We start from the raw sequence: 15,462 nt of genomic DNA on the forward strand, positions 1-15,462 counted from the left end.
GGGTTGGGATGGGACGACGACGGCGGGTGTCCCTCGGGACACCCGCCGTCGTTCGTTGTTGTCAGTTCTGCGCGGCCGCGTCGCTGGGGGTGAGGCGGTCCGGGGTGGCGTCCAGGCTGGAGATCCAACCGGTGACGTTGCGGGCCACATCCTGGGCGGTCAGACCAAGGTCGGCGAGGATCTGCGCGCGGGTGCCGTGCGGGTGCCAGTCGGCCGGCACACCCAGGTCCTTGAGCGGCACCCGAACGTCGGCGTCCCGCATCGCCTGGGCGAGCGCGTCGCCCACCCCGCCGACCCGGACGCCGTCCTCGACGCTGACCACCAGCCGGTGGCGGGCGGCCAGCTCGACCAGTTCCGCCGGGACCGGACGTACCCAGCGGGGGTCGACGACAGTGACCCCGTAGCCCTGCTCGGCGACCCGGGCGGCCACCTCCATGCCCAGCTGGCCGAAGGAACCGACGGCGACGAGCAGCACGTCGGTACGGGCGGACTCGGCCAGCACGTCGACCGGGCCGACCCGGCGCAGCGCCGGCAGGTCCGCGGCGACCGCCCCGGTCGGGAACCGCACCACGGTGGGGCCGTCGTCGACGGCCATCGCCTCGCGCAACTCCTCGCGCAGGGTGGCGGCGTCGCGGGGAGCGGCGATCCGCAGCCCCGGCACCACCCCGAAGACCGACATGTCCCAGATGCCGTAGTGGCTCGGCCCGTCCGGGCCGGTGATGCCCGCCCGGTCCAGCACGAAGGTCACCGGCAGCTTGTGCATCGCCACGTCCAGCAGGACCTGGTCGAAGGCGCGGTTGAGGAAGGTGGCGTAGACGGCGACCACCGGGTGCAGACCGCCGAGCGCCAACCCGGCCGCCGAGGTGGCGGCGTGCTGCTCGGCGATGCCCACGTCGTACACCCGCTCGGGGTATTTGCGGGCCAGCTTGGCGATGCCGGTCGGCTCGGCCATCGCGGCGGTGATGCCCACCACGTCCGGGCGCTCGTCGGCGATGGCCAGCAGCTCGTCGGCGAACACGTGGGTCCACTTCACCGCCGGGGCGGCCAGCAGCGCGCCGGTCTCCACGTCGAAGGCGCCGCCGGGGCCGTGCAGGCAGTCCGCCTCGTCCTCCTCGGCGGGGCGGTAGCCGTAGCCCTTGCGGGTGACCGCGTGCACGATCACCGGGCCGCCGAAGTTCTTCGCCGCGCGCAGGGCCGCCTCGACCGCCGCCACGTCGTGCCCGTCCACCGGGCCCACGTACTTGATGCCGAGATCCTCGAACATGGCCTGCGGGGCGACCGCGTCCTTGATGCCCTTCTTGACGGCGTGCAGCACCTCGTACATGGGCTTGCCGACCAGTGGGGTGGAGCCGAGGGCGTCCTTGACGGTGTCGAGGACCTTCTCGTAGCCGGGGTTGAGGCGCAGCGAGGAGAGGTGGTCGGCCAGCCCGCCGATGGTGGGCGAGTACGACCGGCCGTTGTCGTTGACCACGATGACCAGCGAGTTGCCGGCGGTGGCGATGTTGTTCAGCGCCTCCCAGCACATGCCGCCGGTCAGCGCGCCGTCGCCGACCACGGCCACGACGCTGCGCGCCTCACCCCGCAGGGCGTACGCCTTGGCGAGGCCATCGGCGTAGGACAGCGCGGTGGAAGCGTGCGAGTTCTCGATGAGGTCGTGCTCGCTCTCGGCCTGGCTGGGGTAGCCGGAGAGGCCACCGCGCTGGCGGAGCTTGTCGAAGCCGGCCTGACGCCCGGTAATGATCTTGTGTACGTACGCCTGGTGGCCGGTGTCGAACAGGAGCCGGTCCCGGGGGGAGTCGAAGACGCGATGCATGGCGAGCGTCAGCTCGACCACACCGAGGTTGGGCCCGACGTGCCCGCCGGTACGGGACACCTTGGTGATCAGGAAGTCCCGGATCTCGGCGGCGAGGACGTCCAGCTCCTCGCCGGACATCCGCTTGACGTCCTGCGGACCGCGAACCGTCCCCAGCAGCCGGCCGTGGTTGGCCGTGTCCTCTTCAACACTCATGACCGGAGAGTCTATCGGCCGCCCGGCACTCCGCAGCTCGGCCCGAGCCGGGCACACCCGCACCCTCCAGCTGAGCCCCCGGTCAGAGGCGGATCCGCAGCCGGCCGGTCGGTCGGGCCACCGCCGTACGCCGGCACCCGTACGGAGCGAGGACGGCTGAACGGCTGAACGGCTGAACGGCTGAACGATCGTGAGCGGCGCGCCTGGTTCGGCTTCCTGACCATGCAGGAGGACGTCCGGTGGCACAGGAACTACTCGGACCCGAGGAGTCGGCGATCGCGGAGCGCTGTCAGCCGATGGCCTACGGCCCGGGGGCCAGCAGCCCGACCATGTCCGGTTGGCGGCGGTGGCGCGCCCCGCTCGCACGGAGCGAGCCGCCGCGCTGCCTGCCACGATCGGAGGAACCGTCACCGACCGAGGTGTCGCCCTCTGCGGTGGCTCGTTTGCCTGACGTGACTCATGTTGACACCGCCGGGTCGGGCACGGCGACGAGGTGGGGCCGCGCCGCCGTCGTGCTGATCACGATGTCGGTGTTCGGCCCGTACCTGGCTGGCGGGATCCGGACCGAGCAGGTGGCGGTCTATGGCGCCGCCGTGCTGCTCTGCGCGCTGGGTCTGTGGTCGCGCGTCAGTCTCACCACCGCGGGCGGCGTCGTGGTCGCGCTGCATCTCGCCGTGGTCGGGGTGGCCACCATCGGCGTCGTCTTCCCACCGCTGAACCCCACCCTTCATTCGGTGGGCAGCCTGACGGGCGGCTACGACAGCCTGCTCCTGCCCCTGGCGGTCGTCCTCGTCCTGGCGATGCTGGTCGGCTCCGGGGCGAACCCGGCCGCCCTGCTGCGCTCCGTGTGCATCGTGACGGTGTGGGCGATGGCCGCCAACACGGTCGTGGCGATCTACTCGATCAGCAGCAACTCCACCACCGTGCTCGCCCTCTTCCGGCTGTTCGGTGAGGGGGAGAGCGTCGCGGACCGGGCCGAACGAATGGGCCGCTATTCCGGGATCTTCAACCAGCCCGCCGAGGCTGGCCTGTTGTACTCGGTCGCGCTCCTCGCCGCCATCTACCTGTACCGGGACCATATTCCGAAGTTCACCGTGTCGGTGGCGGCGCTGACCATCGGCGGCACCCTGTCGGTGTCGAAGATCTTCCTGCTGGTGGGCGCGCCGATCGCGCTCGCGCAGATCCTGTTGGTGCCCGGCCGGCGGCGCCGCATGTGGTCGCTCGCCCTCACCGCCGTCTCGGTGGGCCTCCTGACCCAGCTCGACGTGCTGGAGCGGTGGGACGGCCGGGACTTTCTCCTGCGGCTACTGCCCGGCGCCGGCCAGGGCGACCAGGTCACCCTCTACACGGCCGGCCGTTTCGGCGAACACTCATCGCTCAATGAGGTGGTGGGGGCAGCATTCGACATTTCACCGATGACGGGCGCGGGTGTACGCGGGTTGCAACTGCCCTACGACAACGGCTGGGTGGAAGCCCTCGTGATCGCAGGTGTGATCGGCGTCGTCCTGCACACAGCGCTCCTGGCCGCCCTGTTCGTCGGCTGGCTGCACGGACGCAGTGCCCGCCCCGAGTCGGTGCTGGCCGGTGGTCTGGTCCTGGCCGTCGTCGGGGCGTCGTTCGGGCTGCCCGCGATCACCGCCAACCGGTGCGCGACGATCGTGTGGCTGCTGCTCGGGCTCCTGCTCGTCGTCGCCCGGCCCGCCGCTGCCACCACCTGGTGGCAGCGGCCCGGCGAGGGGCGCCACCGCGTCCCGCCGGCGGTCGCCCCGAGACTGGTGGGAGCGGGCAGACGGCCCTAGGTGATGTCGCTGGTCTCAGGCTCGGACGAACCCGGGACCAGCAACGCCACCAGCTCGACGTGCTGAGTCATCGGGAATAGGTCGAAACCACGCAGCGCCGCCAGCCGCCACCCGAGCTCGGCGAAGGTGCGCACGTCCCGGGCGAACGCGGCCGGGTCGCAGGCCACGTACGCGATCGCCCGTGGGCTGGCGGCGGCCAACGCGCGGACCACCGGGGCGCCGGCCCCGGTGCGCGGCGGGTCGAGCACCACCACGTCGACCGGGCCGGTGATCCGTCGACGGGCCAGCGCGGTCTCCACCCGGGCCGAGACCACCTCGACGCGGGGCAGGTCGGCCAGGTTCTGCCGGGCGGCAGCGACACCCTGCGCTGCGGCCTCCACCAGCGTCACCCGGCCGGTCGAGCCGACCCGGGTGGCCAGCCCGGCGGCGAACAGCCCAGCGCCGCCGTAGAGGTCCCAGGCCACCTCGCCCGGCTGCGGGTCGAGCAACTCCAGCACGGCCGTGGACAGCGTGTCGGTCGCCGCCGGGTGCACCTGCCAGAACGCGGACGCGGGCAGCGTCCAGTCTCGTCCGGCGGCGACCTCGCGGACCTCGGTCGGGCCACTGACCGGGGTGGGCACCCCGTCGCGGAGCTCAGTGACGGTCACGTCCCCGCCGGTGCTGGCGACGGTCTCCACCGCCTCGGCAGCCGGCCAGCGCGCGCCGGAGGGGGTGAGCACCGGCAGTTGCTGGATGGCCGGGTGCGCGATCCGGCAGCGGTCGATCGGCACCACCTCGTGGGAGCGGTGCTTGAGCAGACCGGCCCGGTCCGCGGCGTCGACCGCGTAGCGGACCCGCGAGCGCCAACCCAGCAGCCCGCCGGGCAGCGCCTCGACCCGGACGCCGAGCCCGTCGAGTTCGGCGTCGGTGAGCCCACCGAGCCGGGTCAGCTGCTCGCGCACCACGGCGGTCTTCCAGGCCAGCTGCGCGGCGGGGGCCACGTGTTGCAGGTCGCAGCCACCGCAGGCGCCCGGCTTCGCGTACGGGCAGGGCGGCTCGACCCGGTCCGGTGAGGGCTCCAGCACGGTCACCGCGTCGGCCCGGACGAACCCCTTGTGCACCTCGGTGACCTCGGCGATGACCCGTTCACCCGGCAGCGCGTGCCGGACGAAGAGCACCTGCCCGTCCACCCGGGCGACACAGTGCCCGCCGGGGGCGACCGCGTCGACGGTCAGCTCGACCCGGTCCGCCTCGGCCAGGCCCCGCTCGAAGGCCGGCGATGCGGACGAGGCCGCCGAGGTGGACGACGTCGGCGTCCGAGGTGTCGCGGTCCGCGGACCGCCCGGCTCAGTCACTGGTGTTCTCCCTCGTCCCGCTGCTTCCTGACTGCTCACCCTCGCCGGACGGCGCGGAGACCACCGGTGCGGCTGAGCCCGCCGGTGGCGCTGAGACCAGCGGCGGCACGGTGCGCCGCGGCCCCCGCGCCGGGGTCCGGGACAGCGTGGCGTCCAGCCGGTCCAGGTTCTTGCTCGCTGTCGACGCGAGCTGCCACGGCACGCTGACCACCATCACCCCCGGTTCGAAGAGCAGCCGGCCCTTGAGGCGCAGGGCGCTCTGGTTGTGCAGCAGGTTCTCCCACCACCGCCCGACCACGTACTCGGGAATGAACACGGTGACCACGTCCCGGGGCGACTTGCGGCGGGTGGAGGCGACGAAGTCCAGGATCGGACGGGTGATCTCCCGGTACGGCGAGTCGATCACGGTGAGCGGAATGGCCATCTCCCGGCGCTCCCATTCGGCCTGCAGCTCCCGGGTGTCCGTCTCATCCACGTTGACCGTGACCGCGGTCAACGTGTCGGGGCGGGTGGCGCGGGCGTAGGCGATGGCCCGCAGCGTCGGCTGGTGCAGCTTGCTGACCAGCACGATCGCGTGGTTGCGGGCGGGCAGCACAGCCCGGCCTTCGTCCGGCGGGGTCAGCTCCACGGCGATCCGGTCGTAGTGCCGGCGGATGGCCAGCATCAACACGTAGATCACCGCCATCGCGGCGATCGCGATCCACGCGCCGAGCAGGAACTTGGTGATCAGGACGATCACCAACACCGCGCCCGTCAGGCCCGCGCCGAACGTGTTGATGGCCCGGGACCGGTGCATCCGGCGGCGCGCCTCCGGGTCCCGCTCGGTACGCAGGTGCCGGTTCCAGTGCCGGATCATGCCGGCCTGGGAGACGGTGAACGAGACGAAGACGCCGACGATGTAGAGCTGGATGAGTCGGGTCACCTCGGCCTGGAAACCGACGATCAGCACGATCGCGAAGAGGGCGAGGAAGACGATGCCGTTGGAGAAGGCCAGCCGGTCGCCCCGGGTGTGGAACTGCCGGGGCAGGTAGCGGTCCTGGGCGAGGATCGAGCCGAGCACCGGGAAGCCGTTGAACGCGGTGTTCGCGGCCAGGAACAGGATGAGGGCGGTCATCCCGGCCACCACGTAGAGCAGGATCGACCCGGAGCCGAAGACCGTCTCGCCGAGCTGGGTGGTGACCGTCTTCTGCACGTACCCCTCTGGGCCGGCGACGATCTGGAGGCTCGGATCCTCGACGAACTGCAGGTGGGTCAGCCGGGCCAGCCAGATGATCCCGACCAGCATGCTCACCGAGATGCTGCCGAGCAGCAGCAGGGTGGTGGCGGCGTTGCGGCTCTTCGGCGCCTTGAACGCCGGCACCCCGTTGGAGATCGCCTCCACCCCGGTGAGCGCGGCGGCGCCCGAGCTGAACGTCCGCAGCAGCAGGAAGATGAGCGCGAAACCGGTCACGCTGTGCTCGGCCTGGATGACCAGGTCGGCGCTGGGCGCGCGGAGCTCGTCACCCAGCACGAACACCCGGAACAGCCCGGTGAGCAGCATCCCGCCCATCACGATGACGAAGCCGTAGGTGGGGATGGCGAACGCGGTGCCCGACTCGCGCAGACCGCGCAGGTTGACAGCGCTCAGCAGGACCACCGCGCTCACCGCGATCAGGACCTTGTGGGTGGCCACGAACGGCACCACCGAGCCCAGGTTGGCCACCCCGGAGGAGACCGACACCGCCACCGTGAGCACGTAGTCGACCAGCAACGCGCTGGCCACCCCGACGCCGAACTTCGGGCCCAGGTTGACGGTGGCCACCTCGTAGTCGCCGCCACCGGACGGGTAGGCGTGCACGTTCTGCCGATAGCTGGCCACCACCGTGAGCATGACCACGACCACGGCCAGGGCGATCCACGGCGAGAAGAAGTACGCGGAGGCACCGGCGATGGAGAGGGTCAGCAGGATCTCGTCGGGCGCGTACGCGACGCTGGACAGCGCGTCGGAGGCGAACACGGGCAGCGCGATGCGCTTCGGCAGGAGGGTGTGCTGCAGCCGGTCGGACCGGAACGGTCGACCGAGCAGAAGCCGCTTCAGCAGCGAGGTGGGACTGGCCACGAACGCCAAGGGTACGACCACTGCGGCGGGGGCGCGGGGGTGGGCGATCGTCGCTGCTTGAGACGGCGGGGTACGGTCGGTCCCCGCTCGCGGTCGGGACGTGGCAGGCTCGCACTCGGAAGGCCACCGGCATCGGGAGTGGTGCGCACCTTGGGAGGGACAGCGTGCACGTCGTGATCATGGGGTGTGGTCGGGTCGGGTCGACCCTCGCCCACAGCCTGGAGTCCCGAGGGCACTCGGTGTCGGTGATCGACCAGGACGCCGACGCCTTCCGCCGGCTCGGTCCCGACTTCGCCGGGATCACGGTGACCGGGGCCGGTTTCGACGGCGAGGTGCTCCGGCAGGCCGGCATCGAACGCGCGGACGCCTTCGCGGCGGTGTCGAGCGGCGACAACTCCAACATCATCTCGGCCCGGTTGGCCCGCGAGACGTTCGGCGTGTCCCGGGTCGCGGCCCGCATCTACGACCAGCGCCGTGCGCAGGTCTACGAGCGGCTGGGCATCCCCACCGTGGCGACCGTGCGGTGGACGGCGGACCGGATGCTGCGACACCTGGTGCCGGAGGGCAACGTGGAGATCTTCCGCGACCCCACGAGCACCGTGTCGATCGTCGAGGTGCCCGTACACAAGGACTGGATCGGCCGACCGGTGCGGACGCTGGAGGACGCGTCCGGAGCCCGGGTCGCCTACCTGATCCGCTTCGGCATCGGCACGCTTCCCACCGGCTCCACCGTCCTGCAGGAGGGTGACCAGGTGTTCATGCTGGTCAGCGACGACATCGTGGCGACGGTCACGTCGGTGGCGGCAACGGCGCCGGAAGGAGGGCACTGACCATGCGAGTCGCCATCGCGGGCGCGGGCAACGTGGGCCGCTCGATCGCCCAGGAGCTGATCGACAACGGCCACCAGGTGATGCTGATCGAGCGCCAACCCAAGATGCTGCGCCCGGACCGGGTGCCCGCCGCCGAGTGGGTGCTGGCCGACGCGTGCGAGCTGACCAGCCTGGAGGAGGCCGACGTCGCCGGTTGCGACGTCGTGGTCGCGGCGACCGGCGACGACAAGACCAACCTGGTGCTGTCGCTGCTGGCCAAGACCGAGTTCGCGGTGCCCCGGGTGGTCGCCCGGGTCAACCGGGCCGAGAACGAGTGGCTCTTCACCGAACAGTGGGGCGTGGACGTCGCGGTGAGCAAGCCGCGGGTGATGGCCGCGCTCGTCGAAGAGGCGGTCACCGTCGGCGACCTGGTCCGGCTGATGACCTTCCGGCAGGGCGAGGCGAACCTGGTCGAGATCACCCTGCCGCCGACCGCCCCCTATGTCGGTCAACCGATCCACGCCGTGCCGCTGCCCCGTGACTCCGCCCTGGTGGCGATCCTGCGCGGCAAGCGGGTCCTGGTGCCGAGCCCGGACGACCCGATCGAGGCCGGCGACGAGCTGATCTTCGTCTGCACCGCCGAGGTGGAGGACGAGGTCCGCGCGGTGATCCTCGGGCCGGACAGCGTCGAACGGACCCGCGGCTCACGCTGACCCGAGGGGCGCGCCGAGCGTCCGGGTGGCTCGGCCTCGCTCAGGCGCTGGGCAGCGGGGCCGGCGACGACTCCCGGGTGACCCGGCGCACCGTCCAGACCGTGATCAGCAACAGCAGCGCGTACGGCGGGTAGCCCAACGCCAGCCGGGCCACGCCCAGCGCGGTGTCCTGGTGGGCCAGGTAGAGCCCCGCCTGCACGCCCACCTTGGCCAGCCACACCACACCCCAGAGCACGGTCAGCTGGGTGAAGGTGCGGACCAGCTTCGGGTCGGAGCGCCACTCCGAACGGCCCTTGGCGACCAACACCGACCAGATCCAGCCCACCAGCGGCTGCCGGATCGCGGCCGAGATCAGCAGGGCGACGCCGTACCCGATGCCGTAGAGGATGCCGGGGAGGTAGAAGTCACGCTCGTTGCCGGTGCGCCACGCGATGGCCGCGCCGACACCGACGCCGAAGAGCCCGTTGACGGCGTGCCGGATCGGCCGGCGTTGTGCCAACCGCACGCCGGCGATCAGCACCGCGACGGAGACCGAGGCGATCACCGCCGGCCGCAGCTCGCCGATGATGTTGGCGAGGACGAAGACCACGACCGGGATGCTGGACTCAACCAGCCCGCGCCAGCCGCCGAGCTGGTCGGCCATCTGCTCGGCGATCGTCGGCAGTTGCTCCTCGTCCTGAGGGCCCGTCTCGGGCTGTGCCGCCCGGTCCTGTCCCGTCGTCATCGCCGGCCTTCCGTCCGCAGTGCCGTCACTTGGGCGAGTCCAGCTCGTAGTAGGGGTTGTAGATGACCTTGCGGTCGTCGCGCACCGCCACCCGGCCACGGGCGGTCAGGTGCCGGCCCGGCTCGATCCCGGCGATGTGCCGTCGACCCAGCCAGACGAGGGTGACCACGTCACTGCCGTCGTACAGGTCAGCCTCAAGGGTGGGCAGATTCGTGCGCGGTGTGTAGACCACCGTGCGCAGCCGACCGGCGACCGAGACCAGTTGACCCCGGGAGCACTGCTGGGCGGGGACCCCGCCGCACTCGGCGCTCTCCCGGCGCAGCTCCTGCGCGTCGATCTCGGCCTCGCTGGCGGTGAACCTCTGCAGGATGCGCCGCAGCGACACCCTGCTCTCGTCGGTCGTCATGACCTCCGCGTCACCCTCTCCACGCTCGCCGTCCCCGGCCGGCCCCGGCGGCGCCGGAACCGTGCCGCCAGCGTACGCCGACAGGGCTGGTTCCGGCGGGCCGGTGCGCGCGGATCAGACCTGACGCGGTGCGGCGGCGGCGTCGTCCGCCTCGGCCCCGGCCTGATCGGCGACCTCCCGGGGCAACCGCAGCGGCAGCGGCTCGCGGACCGGCTTCGCCTCCTGCCCACGGTCGACCACCAGGCCGTCCAGGCACTCGACGAGCGGCCCGGCCATGGCCGGGTCGGTGGCCACCGGACCCTGGAACACGCCACGGACCATCCAGCGCGGCCCGTCGATTCCGACGAACCGCAGGTTCGTCGGGCCGTCCGGGGTCGGCACCTGGGCGTGCAGCTCCGGGCCGTACTCGCCGGCGACCTCCTGCGCGCTCGCGCCGTCGCGGAGCAGCGACTGCCGGATCTCCTCGCGCACCTCGTCCCAGATCCCCTCGGACCGGGGGGCGGCGAAGACGCCCAACTGGAGCGCGTTGTCGCCGTGCACCAGCACCACCTGCTGGATCACACCCTGCGGGTCGGCCTGCACCCGCACCTCGACGTCGGCGATCGCCGGGATGTGCAGGCTGCCCAGGTCGAGTCGCTGGATGTCGTCGTAGCTCTCGGAGATGTCGTACGGGCCGCGCTCCAGCGCCGGCGCCGCATCGCCCTGGTCGGGGACCTGGGTGGCCCGCTCGTCACGGGTCTGCCGCTCGGCGTCGGCCCGCTTTCGGGAGAAGATCACTGCGCCTGCCCTCCGCTGTTCACACTCACCCTGCCACCTCTTCCGTCTGCCCGCGGCCCGGCTCGTTCGGCCGCCGCTCGACCCGGTCCTGGCCCGTCGGCGACGGCACCAGCCCGGCGTGCCCACCGGTGGACCCGTGCCCACCGGTCCCGCGCCGGGACGCGGGCAGCTCGACCACCGGCTCGAACCGCGCCCGCGCGACCCGCTGGACCACGAGCTGCGCGATCCGGTCGCCGCGGGAGATCTTCGCCGGCACATCCCGATCATGATTGATCAGGTTGACCAAGATCTCACCCCGGTAGCCGGCGTCGACCGTACCGGGCGCGTTGAGCACCGTCACGCCGAGCCTGGCGGCCAGACCGGAGCGGGGATGGACCAGGCCCACATACCCCTCCGGCAGCGCGATGGCCACGCCGGTGGGCACCAGGGCACGACCGCCGGGCGGCAGCTCCACGTCCGCGGCCGCCACCAGGTCGGCCCCGGCGTCGCCGGGATGGGCGTACGTGGGCAGCGGCAGTTCCGGGTCGAGCAGCTGTACGGGCACGGGTACGACGTCGGTCACGGGTCCCCTCTTCCGTCCGGTTCGCGGGGTGACCCTGCCATCCTGCCGGTTCGTCGAGCCGCCGTGCGCCGTACCCTCGCAGGAGTGAGCATGTCGCCCTCTCCGTCAGCCGATCAGCCGCCCGGCGTCGCCCGCCCGGCGTACACCGAGCGGTTGGATCTGCCCTGGTGGCTGTGGCTGGCCGGGCTGGTGGCCGCCGCGTTGCTGGCCGTCGAGATCTGGATGGGCGCCTCCGGCGTCCGTGCCTGGCTGCCGTTCGCCGTGCTGGTGCCGCTGACCGCGGCCGGGCTGTGGTGGCTGGGCCGGATCCGGATCGGGGTGACCGACGCCGAGTTGCGGGTGGACGACGCCCGCCTGCCGGTACGTTTCGTGGCCGACGTGGTGCCGCTGGACGTGGCCGGCCGACGTGAGGTGCTCGGCGTCGGCGCGGACCCGCTCGCCTTCGTGGTGCAGCGACCGTGGATCGGCGGCGCCGTGCAGGTGATCCTCGACGATCCGGCGGACCCGACCCCGTTCTGGGTGGTGAGCACCCGGCACCCGGTCGAGCTGGCCGAGGCGGTGCTGACCGCACGGGACGCCCTGGCGGCCTCCCACCCCACGGCGGGCGAGCCGCGCTGATCCGGACGGGCTGAGGCCCGCTCAGACGGCTACGACCCGCTCAGACGGGCTGAGGCCCGCTCAGGTGCCGGTCGGCGGGCCCGGGAGGGCCGCCGGTGGCGCGGGGCGGGCGATGCCCCGCCGACGCAGGTCAATCTGGAGCTGCTCGGCCATCTGCTGGGTGGCCCGGCGGTTCAGGAAGCTGGCCACCGCCGCGCCGGTCAGAAACGGCCCGAGTGTGGTGAGGTTGCGACCGAAACGCCGCAGCAGCATCTCGCGAAGTTCCTTGCGGGCGGCGGTGCCGAGCACCGCTCCCACCCCCACCCCGGGCACCATCGGGTTGACGCCGCGCTGGGTGGCCCAGGAGTGCACCAGGGCGACCGCCCGCTGGCTGCCGCCGGCCGGTAGCGACACACCGTGGATCTCGTGCAGCTCGCCGACCAGTTTCAGCTCCACCGCCACCACGGCCACGGTCTCGGCGGCGAGCAGCACCGGTGCGGAGAGCAGGGTCGGGGCCACTGTCCACTCGACGGCGGCGACGCCCCCGCCGGCCGCGCCGATCGCGGCGGTGGTCCTCGACGCGTTACGGATGAGCCTGTTGGCCAGGGCGACGTCGTCCAGACCGGGGAAGTGCCGACGCAGCGCGTCCAGGTTCCGTACCGGCACGTGCGGCGCGACCTCGGCGACGGTGTCGACCATCCACCGCACGGCGGCGCGGGGCTTGAACAGGTCGGAGATGCCCCGCGCACGGGCCTGCCCGACCATCCGGGTCAGCAGTTGGCGGCGCCGGGCCGGCTCGATGTCATCCGCGGTCAACGCCGCGACGGTGGCACCGAGGTCATCCGTGCCACGGGTGGCACCGAGGTCATCCGTGCCACGGGTGGAGCCGAGGTCATCCGCGCCGCCATCGGTGGTGCCGCCTCGATCGCTCATCGGACCTCCCGGTGCTGTGGCTACCCGTTACGAGTCAAGCAGGTACCCACCGCCACCGCATGCCTACACCGGCAGCGGCGGCCCCGTTCAGGAGGCCGCCGCCGTGTCGTAATTGTCAGACGCACTCGCGGCAGATCAGCTCGCCGTTGCGCTCGACCGCCAGCTGGCTACGGTGGTGGACCAGGAAGCAGCGGGCGCACCGGAACTCGTCCTGCTGCATCGGAAGCACCTTGACCGTGAGCTCCTCGTCGGCCAGATCGGCACCGGGCAGCTCAAAGCTCTCGGCCACCTCGGCCTCGTCGACATCCACCGCGCCCGACTGTGAGTCGACGCGCCGTGCCTTGAGCTCTTCCAGGCTGTCCTCGCCGAGGTCGACCTCGTCGCGACGCGGGGCGTCGTAGTCGGTGGCCATCGGTTTCACTCTCCCATATCGATGTTGTCGCTTCCGGTTGTAACGCCGGACGACGCTGTTTCGGTTCCGCTGGCCGGCCACCACTTGTGTCGGGCACCCGACCCGAGGACCGAACGGGTCGAGCTCGCTGGGGCGACTCCCCTGCGAGCGCGGAACCTTACCCCCCCTTGGGCGAGGCATGTATACCGCCCTTGCGGCTGAGATGTACGCCCCCGCACGCGAAGTTGTTCCCAATGTGATTCAGGCGACACGAAGATAGGGGTAGTAGTACCCGGTTCACGGTCGGCGCGCCGGCATGTCGGGCTGTTTCCACGCGACGGCCGGACAACCGTTAACCTCAGCGGCGTATTCGACGGCCGGCGGCCTGAGCGATCGTTCCTGGCCGCCACCACCCACCTGAGGTCCGGGGAGTGCCCTGATGAGTTTTGCGCGCGTGCGAGCACTCGTCATCGTCGGCCTGTTGGCGGTCATCGCCCTGGTCTTCGTCGTCGTCGCCGTGGTCCGCGACACCCAGAGCGACGCGGGCATCGCGGCGGGTTGCCCCGAGGGCTGGCCGCTGGCGGATCTGACCCTGCGCGAGCGCAAGGACGTCAAGATCAACGTGTTCAATGCCACGGATCAGCCCGGCCTCGCCCACACCGTCGCCGACGAGTTCAGCAATCGACAGTTCCAGGTCAAGAAGACCGGGAACGAAAAGAAGGTCGACAGCGTCGCGGTGCTGCGGTTCGGCCCGAAGGGTGTCGGTTCCGCGCACCTGCTCCAGGCGTACTTCCTCAACAACGCCGTGCCGGGCTACGACCCGAAGCGCACCGACGACACCGTGGACGTGGTGCTGGGCAACCGCTTCCAGCAGCTCGCCACCACGACCGAGGTCAACCAGTCACTCGGCGACTCGGGTCCGCCGGAGGCGCCCCCGGGTGCCTGCCCGTCCCCACCCGCCAAGTGACGGCGTAACCGACCTGCCGCGACGCCAGGCCGGCGACCCGGCACCGGCCTGGCCCGCCGGTCAGGGACCGCCGGAGGCGTCCAGCGCGGCCAGCCGATCGTGCAGCGGCGCGAAGAGCGCGGGCGGGGCCGCGACCACCAGGTCCGGCCCCGGCGGCCGACCGGCCAGGCCGGCGACCCGAACCCCCGCCTCGGCAGCCACCAGACCCCCCGCCGCCAGGTCCCAGGCCGCAAGACCCTTCTCGAAGTACGCGTCGAGCCGCCCCTCGGCGACCAGGCAGAGGTCCAGCGCGGCGGCACCGAGCCGGCGGATGTCCCGTACGTGTGCGATCAGCCCGGCCACCACCTGCGCCTGGTGCGCCCGGCGGGCGGCGTCGTAGCCGAAGCCGGTGCCGACCAGCGCCTGCCCCAGGTCGACCTCGCCGGAGCAGCGCAGCCGGACACCGTCACGCCAGGCCCCGCCGCCGGCCGTGGCGGTCCACTCGTCGCCGGTGCTCACGTTGCGCACGACGCCGGCAACCACCACCCCGTCCACCTCGGCGGCCAGTGAGACCGCGGAGTGCGGCAGCCCGTACAGGTAGTTCACCGTGCCGTCGATCGGGTCGACGATCCAGCGCACCCCGCTGCGCCCCGCGTTGGAGACCCCCTCGCCGTACTCCTCGCCGAGGACGGCGTCGTCGGGGCGCAGCGCGGCCAGCGCGTCGAGGATCTGCCGTTCGACCGCCCGGTCCGCGGCGGTGACCACGTCGGTGACGGTGCTCTTGGTGGCGGCGACGACGACCCCCTCGGCGCGCATCCGGTACGCGGTGTCCGCCGCGTCCCGAGCCACCTCCAGCGCGATGGCCAGCAGCTCCGCTGGCGTCGTAGCCGAGTTGGTCATGATTCGCCTCTTTCCGCACGCCGGGTGCAGGTGGATGGGTGGAGCTGGCGACCCGGCTTCCGAAGATCATCGTTCCCGACGCCGCGCGAGGATGCCAGACCAGGATCTTTGCTCCGCGGCATCGCTACGAAGGGGCACCCGACACCGCTCGCGGCGCGACCGGCCAACCTAGGCCAATATGCACCTTTAGATTGGTAATGTCGCTTAAGTGCTTACCGCCGCGTCCGTGTTCAACTCGAAACCGTTGCCCAACCGCGACCTGGTGGGGACGCCACCGGCCGGACCGCAAGCAGCCTCGGTGATCCGCACAACCGCCCTGGAAACCGTCGCACCAACCTGGTCCGGCCTGCTCAGATGGCAGTTCGGACACGATCTGCGCTCCGCCGGGCTCGACGACCGGCACCCTTCGCCGGATGCGCGGCTATCATTACCGCGAAGTCCATATCTCCGCCGCGCTGACGGTCC

Annotated in this window: 15 protein-coding genes; 5 read left to right on the top strand and 10 right to left on the bottom strand. The window is 71.9% G+C overall.

Annotated features, from left to right (window positions below):
- Positions 1–61 precede the first annotated feature (61 nt).
- Positions 62–2,008, bottom strand: a complete 1,947-nt coding sequence (gene dxs, locus DLJ59_RS08410) for a 1-deoxy-D-xylulose-5-phosphate synthase (RefSeq protein WP_124771941.1) — start codon at positions 2,006–2,008, stop codon at positions 62–64.
- 452 nt (positions 2,009–2,460) lie between these two features.
- On the opposite strand from dxs, the gene DLJ59_RS08415 reads away from it, so the two are divergent.
- Positions 2,461–3,807 (top strand): hypothetical protein, encoded by a 1,347-nt coding sequence (locus DLJ59_RS08415; protein WP_124771942.1) that lies wholly within the window; start codon positions 2,461–2,463, stop codon positions 3,805–3,807.
- On the opposite strand, the gene DLJ59_RS08420 is transcribed toward DLJ59_RS08415, so the two are convergent.
- Together DLJ59_RS08420 and DLJ59_RS08425 are read right to left on the bottom strand one after the other, a co-directional pair.
- The gene (locus DLJ59_RS08420; protein WP_124771981.1) at positions 3,804–5,045 is read right to left on the bottom strand and encodes a class I SAM-dependent RNA methyltransferase; all 1,242 of its coding nucleotides are present in this window, start codon (positions 5,043–5,045) and stop codon (positions 3,804–3,806) included. The two genes, DLJ59_RS08415 and DLJ59_RS08420, sit on opposite strands and share 4 nt — an antisense overlap.
- A gap of 88 nt (positions 5,046–5,133) precedes the next feature.
- On the bottom strand, positions 5,134–7,239 hold the full coding sequence (locus tag DLJ59_RS08425; protein ID WP_124771943.1) for an APC family permease: 2,106 nt from the start codon (positions 7,237–7,239) through the stop codon (positions 5,134–5,136).
- 164 nt (positions 7,240–7,403) lie between these two features.
- On the opposite strand from DLJ59_RS08425, the gene DLJ59_RS08430 reads away from it, so the two are divergent.
- Positions 7,404–8,069, top strand: a complete 666-nt coding sequence (locus DLJ59_RS08430) for a potassium channel family protein (protein ID WP_124771944.1) — start codon at positions 7,404–7,406, stop codon at positions 8,067–8,069.
- Positions 8,070–8,071: 2 nt separating this feature from the next.
- A complete protein-coding gene (locus DLJ59_RS08435) occupies positions 8,072–8,761 on the top strand; it encodes a potassium channel family protein (protein ID WP_124771945.1) in 690 nt (229 codons plus the stop codon).
- Positions 8,762–8,801: 40 nt separating this feature from the next.
- Here the strand turns inward: DLJ59_RS08435 and DLJ59_RS08440 are convergent, their stop codons facing one another.
- The 4 genes from DLJ59_RS08440 to dut form a co-directional block, all read right to left on the bottom strand.
- Positions 8,802–9,485 (bottom strand): DUF3159 domain-containing protein, encoded by a 684-nt coding sequence (locus DLJ59_RS08440; protein WP_124771946.1) that lies wholly within the window; start codon positions 9,483–9,485, stop codon positions 8,802–8,804.
- A gap of 25 nt (positions 9,486–9,510) precedes the next feature.
- Positions 9,511–9,891: an OB-fold nucleic acid binding domain-containing protein gene (locus DLJ59_RS08445; protein ID WP_124771947.1), complete on the bottom strand. Its 381-nt coding sequence runs from the start codon at positions 9,889–9,891 to the stop codon at positions 9,511–9,513.
- Positions 9,892–10,005: 114 nt separating this feature from the next.
- Positions 10,006–10,668 carry a DUF3710 domain-containing protein gene (locus DLJ59_RS08450; RefSeq protein ID WP_124771948.1) on the bottom strand — a complete coding sequence of 221 codons (663 nt, stop codon included), beginning with the start codon at positions 10,666–10,668 and terminating at the stop codon, positions 10,006–10,008.
- Between the two features lie 25 nt (positions 10,669–10,693).
- Positions 10,694–11,230, bottom strand: a complete 537-nt coding sequence (dut, locus tag DLJ59_RS08455) for a dUTP diphosphatase (protein ID WP_124771949.1) — start codon at positions 11,228–11,230, stop codon at positions 10,694–10,696.
- Positions 11,231–11,320: 90 nt separating this feature from the next.
- Between dut and DLJ59_RS08460 the strand changes: the two genes are divergently transcribed.
- The gene (locus DLJ59_RS08460) at positions 11,321–11,848 is read left to right on the top strand and encodes a DUF3093 domain-containing protein (RefSeq protein WP_208648597.1); all 528 of its coding nucleotides are present in this window, start codon (positions 11,321–11,323) and stop codon (positions 11,846–11,848) included.
- Positions 11,849–11,908: 60 nt separating this feature from the next.
- Here DLJ59_RS08460 and DLJ59_RS08465 read toward each other — a convergent pair whose 3' ends face one another.
- Together DLJ59_RS08465 and DLJ59_RS08470 are read right to left on the bottom strand one after the other, a co-directional pair.
- Entirely contained in the window at positions 11,909–12,760 is an 852-nt protein-coding gene (locus tag DLJ59_RS08465; protein ID WP_124771951.1) for a hypothetical protein, read from the bottom strand.
- 115 nt (positions 12,761–12,875) lie between these two features.
- Positions 12,876–13,172 (bottom strand): DUF4193 domain-containing protein, encoded by a 297-nt coding sequence (locus DLJ59_RS08470; RefSeq protein ID WP_007075406.1) that lies wholly within the window; start codon positions 13,170–13,172, stop codon positions 12,876–12,878.
- Between the two features lie 433 nt (positions 13,173–13,605).
- Between DLJ59_RS08470 and DLJ59_RS08475 the strand changes: the two genes are divergently transcribed.
- The gene (locus tag DLJ59_RS08475; protein WP_208648600.1) at positions 13,606–14,118 is read left to right on the top strand and encodes a LytR C-terminal domain-containing protein; all 513 of its coding nucleotides are present in this window, start codon (positions 13,606–13,608) and stop codon (positions 14,116–14,118) included.
- A gap of 60 nt (positions 14,119–14,178) precedes the next feature.
- On the opposite strand, the gene DLJ59_RS08480 is transcribed toward DLJ59_RS08475, so the two are convergent.
- Positions 14,179–14,997 carry an inositol monophosphatase family protein gene (locus DLJ59_RS08480; RefSeq protein ID WP_124771953.1) on the bottom strand — a complete coding sequence of 273 codons (819 nt, stop codon included), beginning with the start codon at positions 14,995–14,997 and terminating at the stop codon, positions 14,179–14,181.
- Positions 14,998–15,462 lie beyond the last annotated feature (465 nt).

Origin of the sequence: Micromonospora inaquosa (assembly GCF_003857055.1) — a bacterium.
Taxonomy (GTDB): domain Bacteria; phylum Actinomycetota; class Actinomycetes; order Mycobacteriales; family Micromonosporaceae; genus Micromonospora; species Micromonospora inaquosa.

What these genes read in the sequence shown, in the direction of transcription:
- DLJ59_RS08480 (WP_124771953.1), bottom strand. Translation starts at nt 14,997, where the DNA reads ATGACCAACTCGGCTACGACGCCAGCGGAGCTGCTGGCCATCGCGCTG.
- DLJ59_RS08435 (WP_124771945.1), top strand. Translation starts at nt 8,072, where the DNA reads ATGCGAGTCGCCATCGCGGGCGCGGGCAACGTGGGCCGCTCGATCGCC.
- DLJ59_RS08465 (WP_124771951.1), bottom strand. Translation starts at nt 12,760, where the DNA reads ATGAGCGATCGAGGCGGCACCACCGATGGCGGCGCGGATGACCTCGGC.
- DLJ59_RS08460 (WP_208648597.1), top strand. Translation starts at nt 11,321, where the DNA reads ATGTCGCCCTCTCCGTCAGCCGATCAGCCGCCCGGCGTCGCCCGCCCG.
- dxs (WP_124771941.1), bottom strand. Translation starts at nt 2,008, where the DNA reads ATGAGTGTTGAAGAGGACACGGCCAACCACGGCCGGCTGCTGGGGACG.
- DLJ59_RS08470 (WP_007075406.1), bottom strand. Translation starts at nt 13,172, where the DNA reads ATGGCCACCGACTACGACGCCCCGCGTCGCGACGAGGTCGACCTCGGC.
- DLJ59_RS08445 (WP_124771947.1), bottom strand. Translation starts at nt 9,891, where the DNA reads ATGACGACCGACGAGAGCAGGGTGTCGCTGCGGCGCATCCTGCAGAGG.
- DLJ59_RS08440 (WP_124771946.1), bottom strand. Translation starts at nt 9,485, where the DNA reads ATGACGACGGGACAGGACCGGGCGGCACAGCCCGAGACGGGCCCTCAG.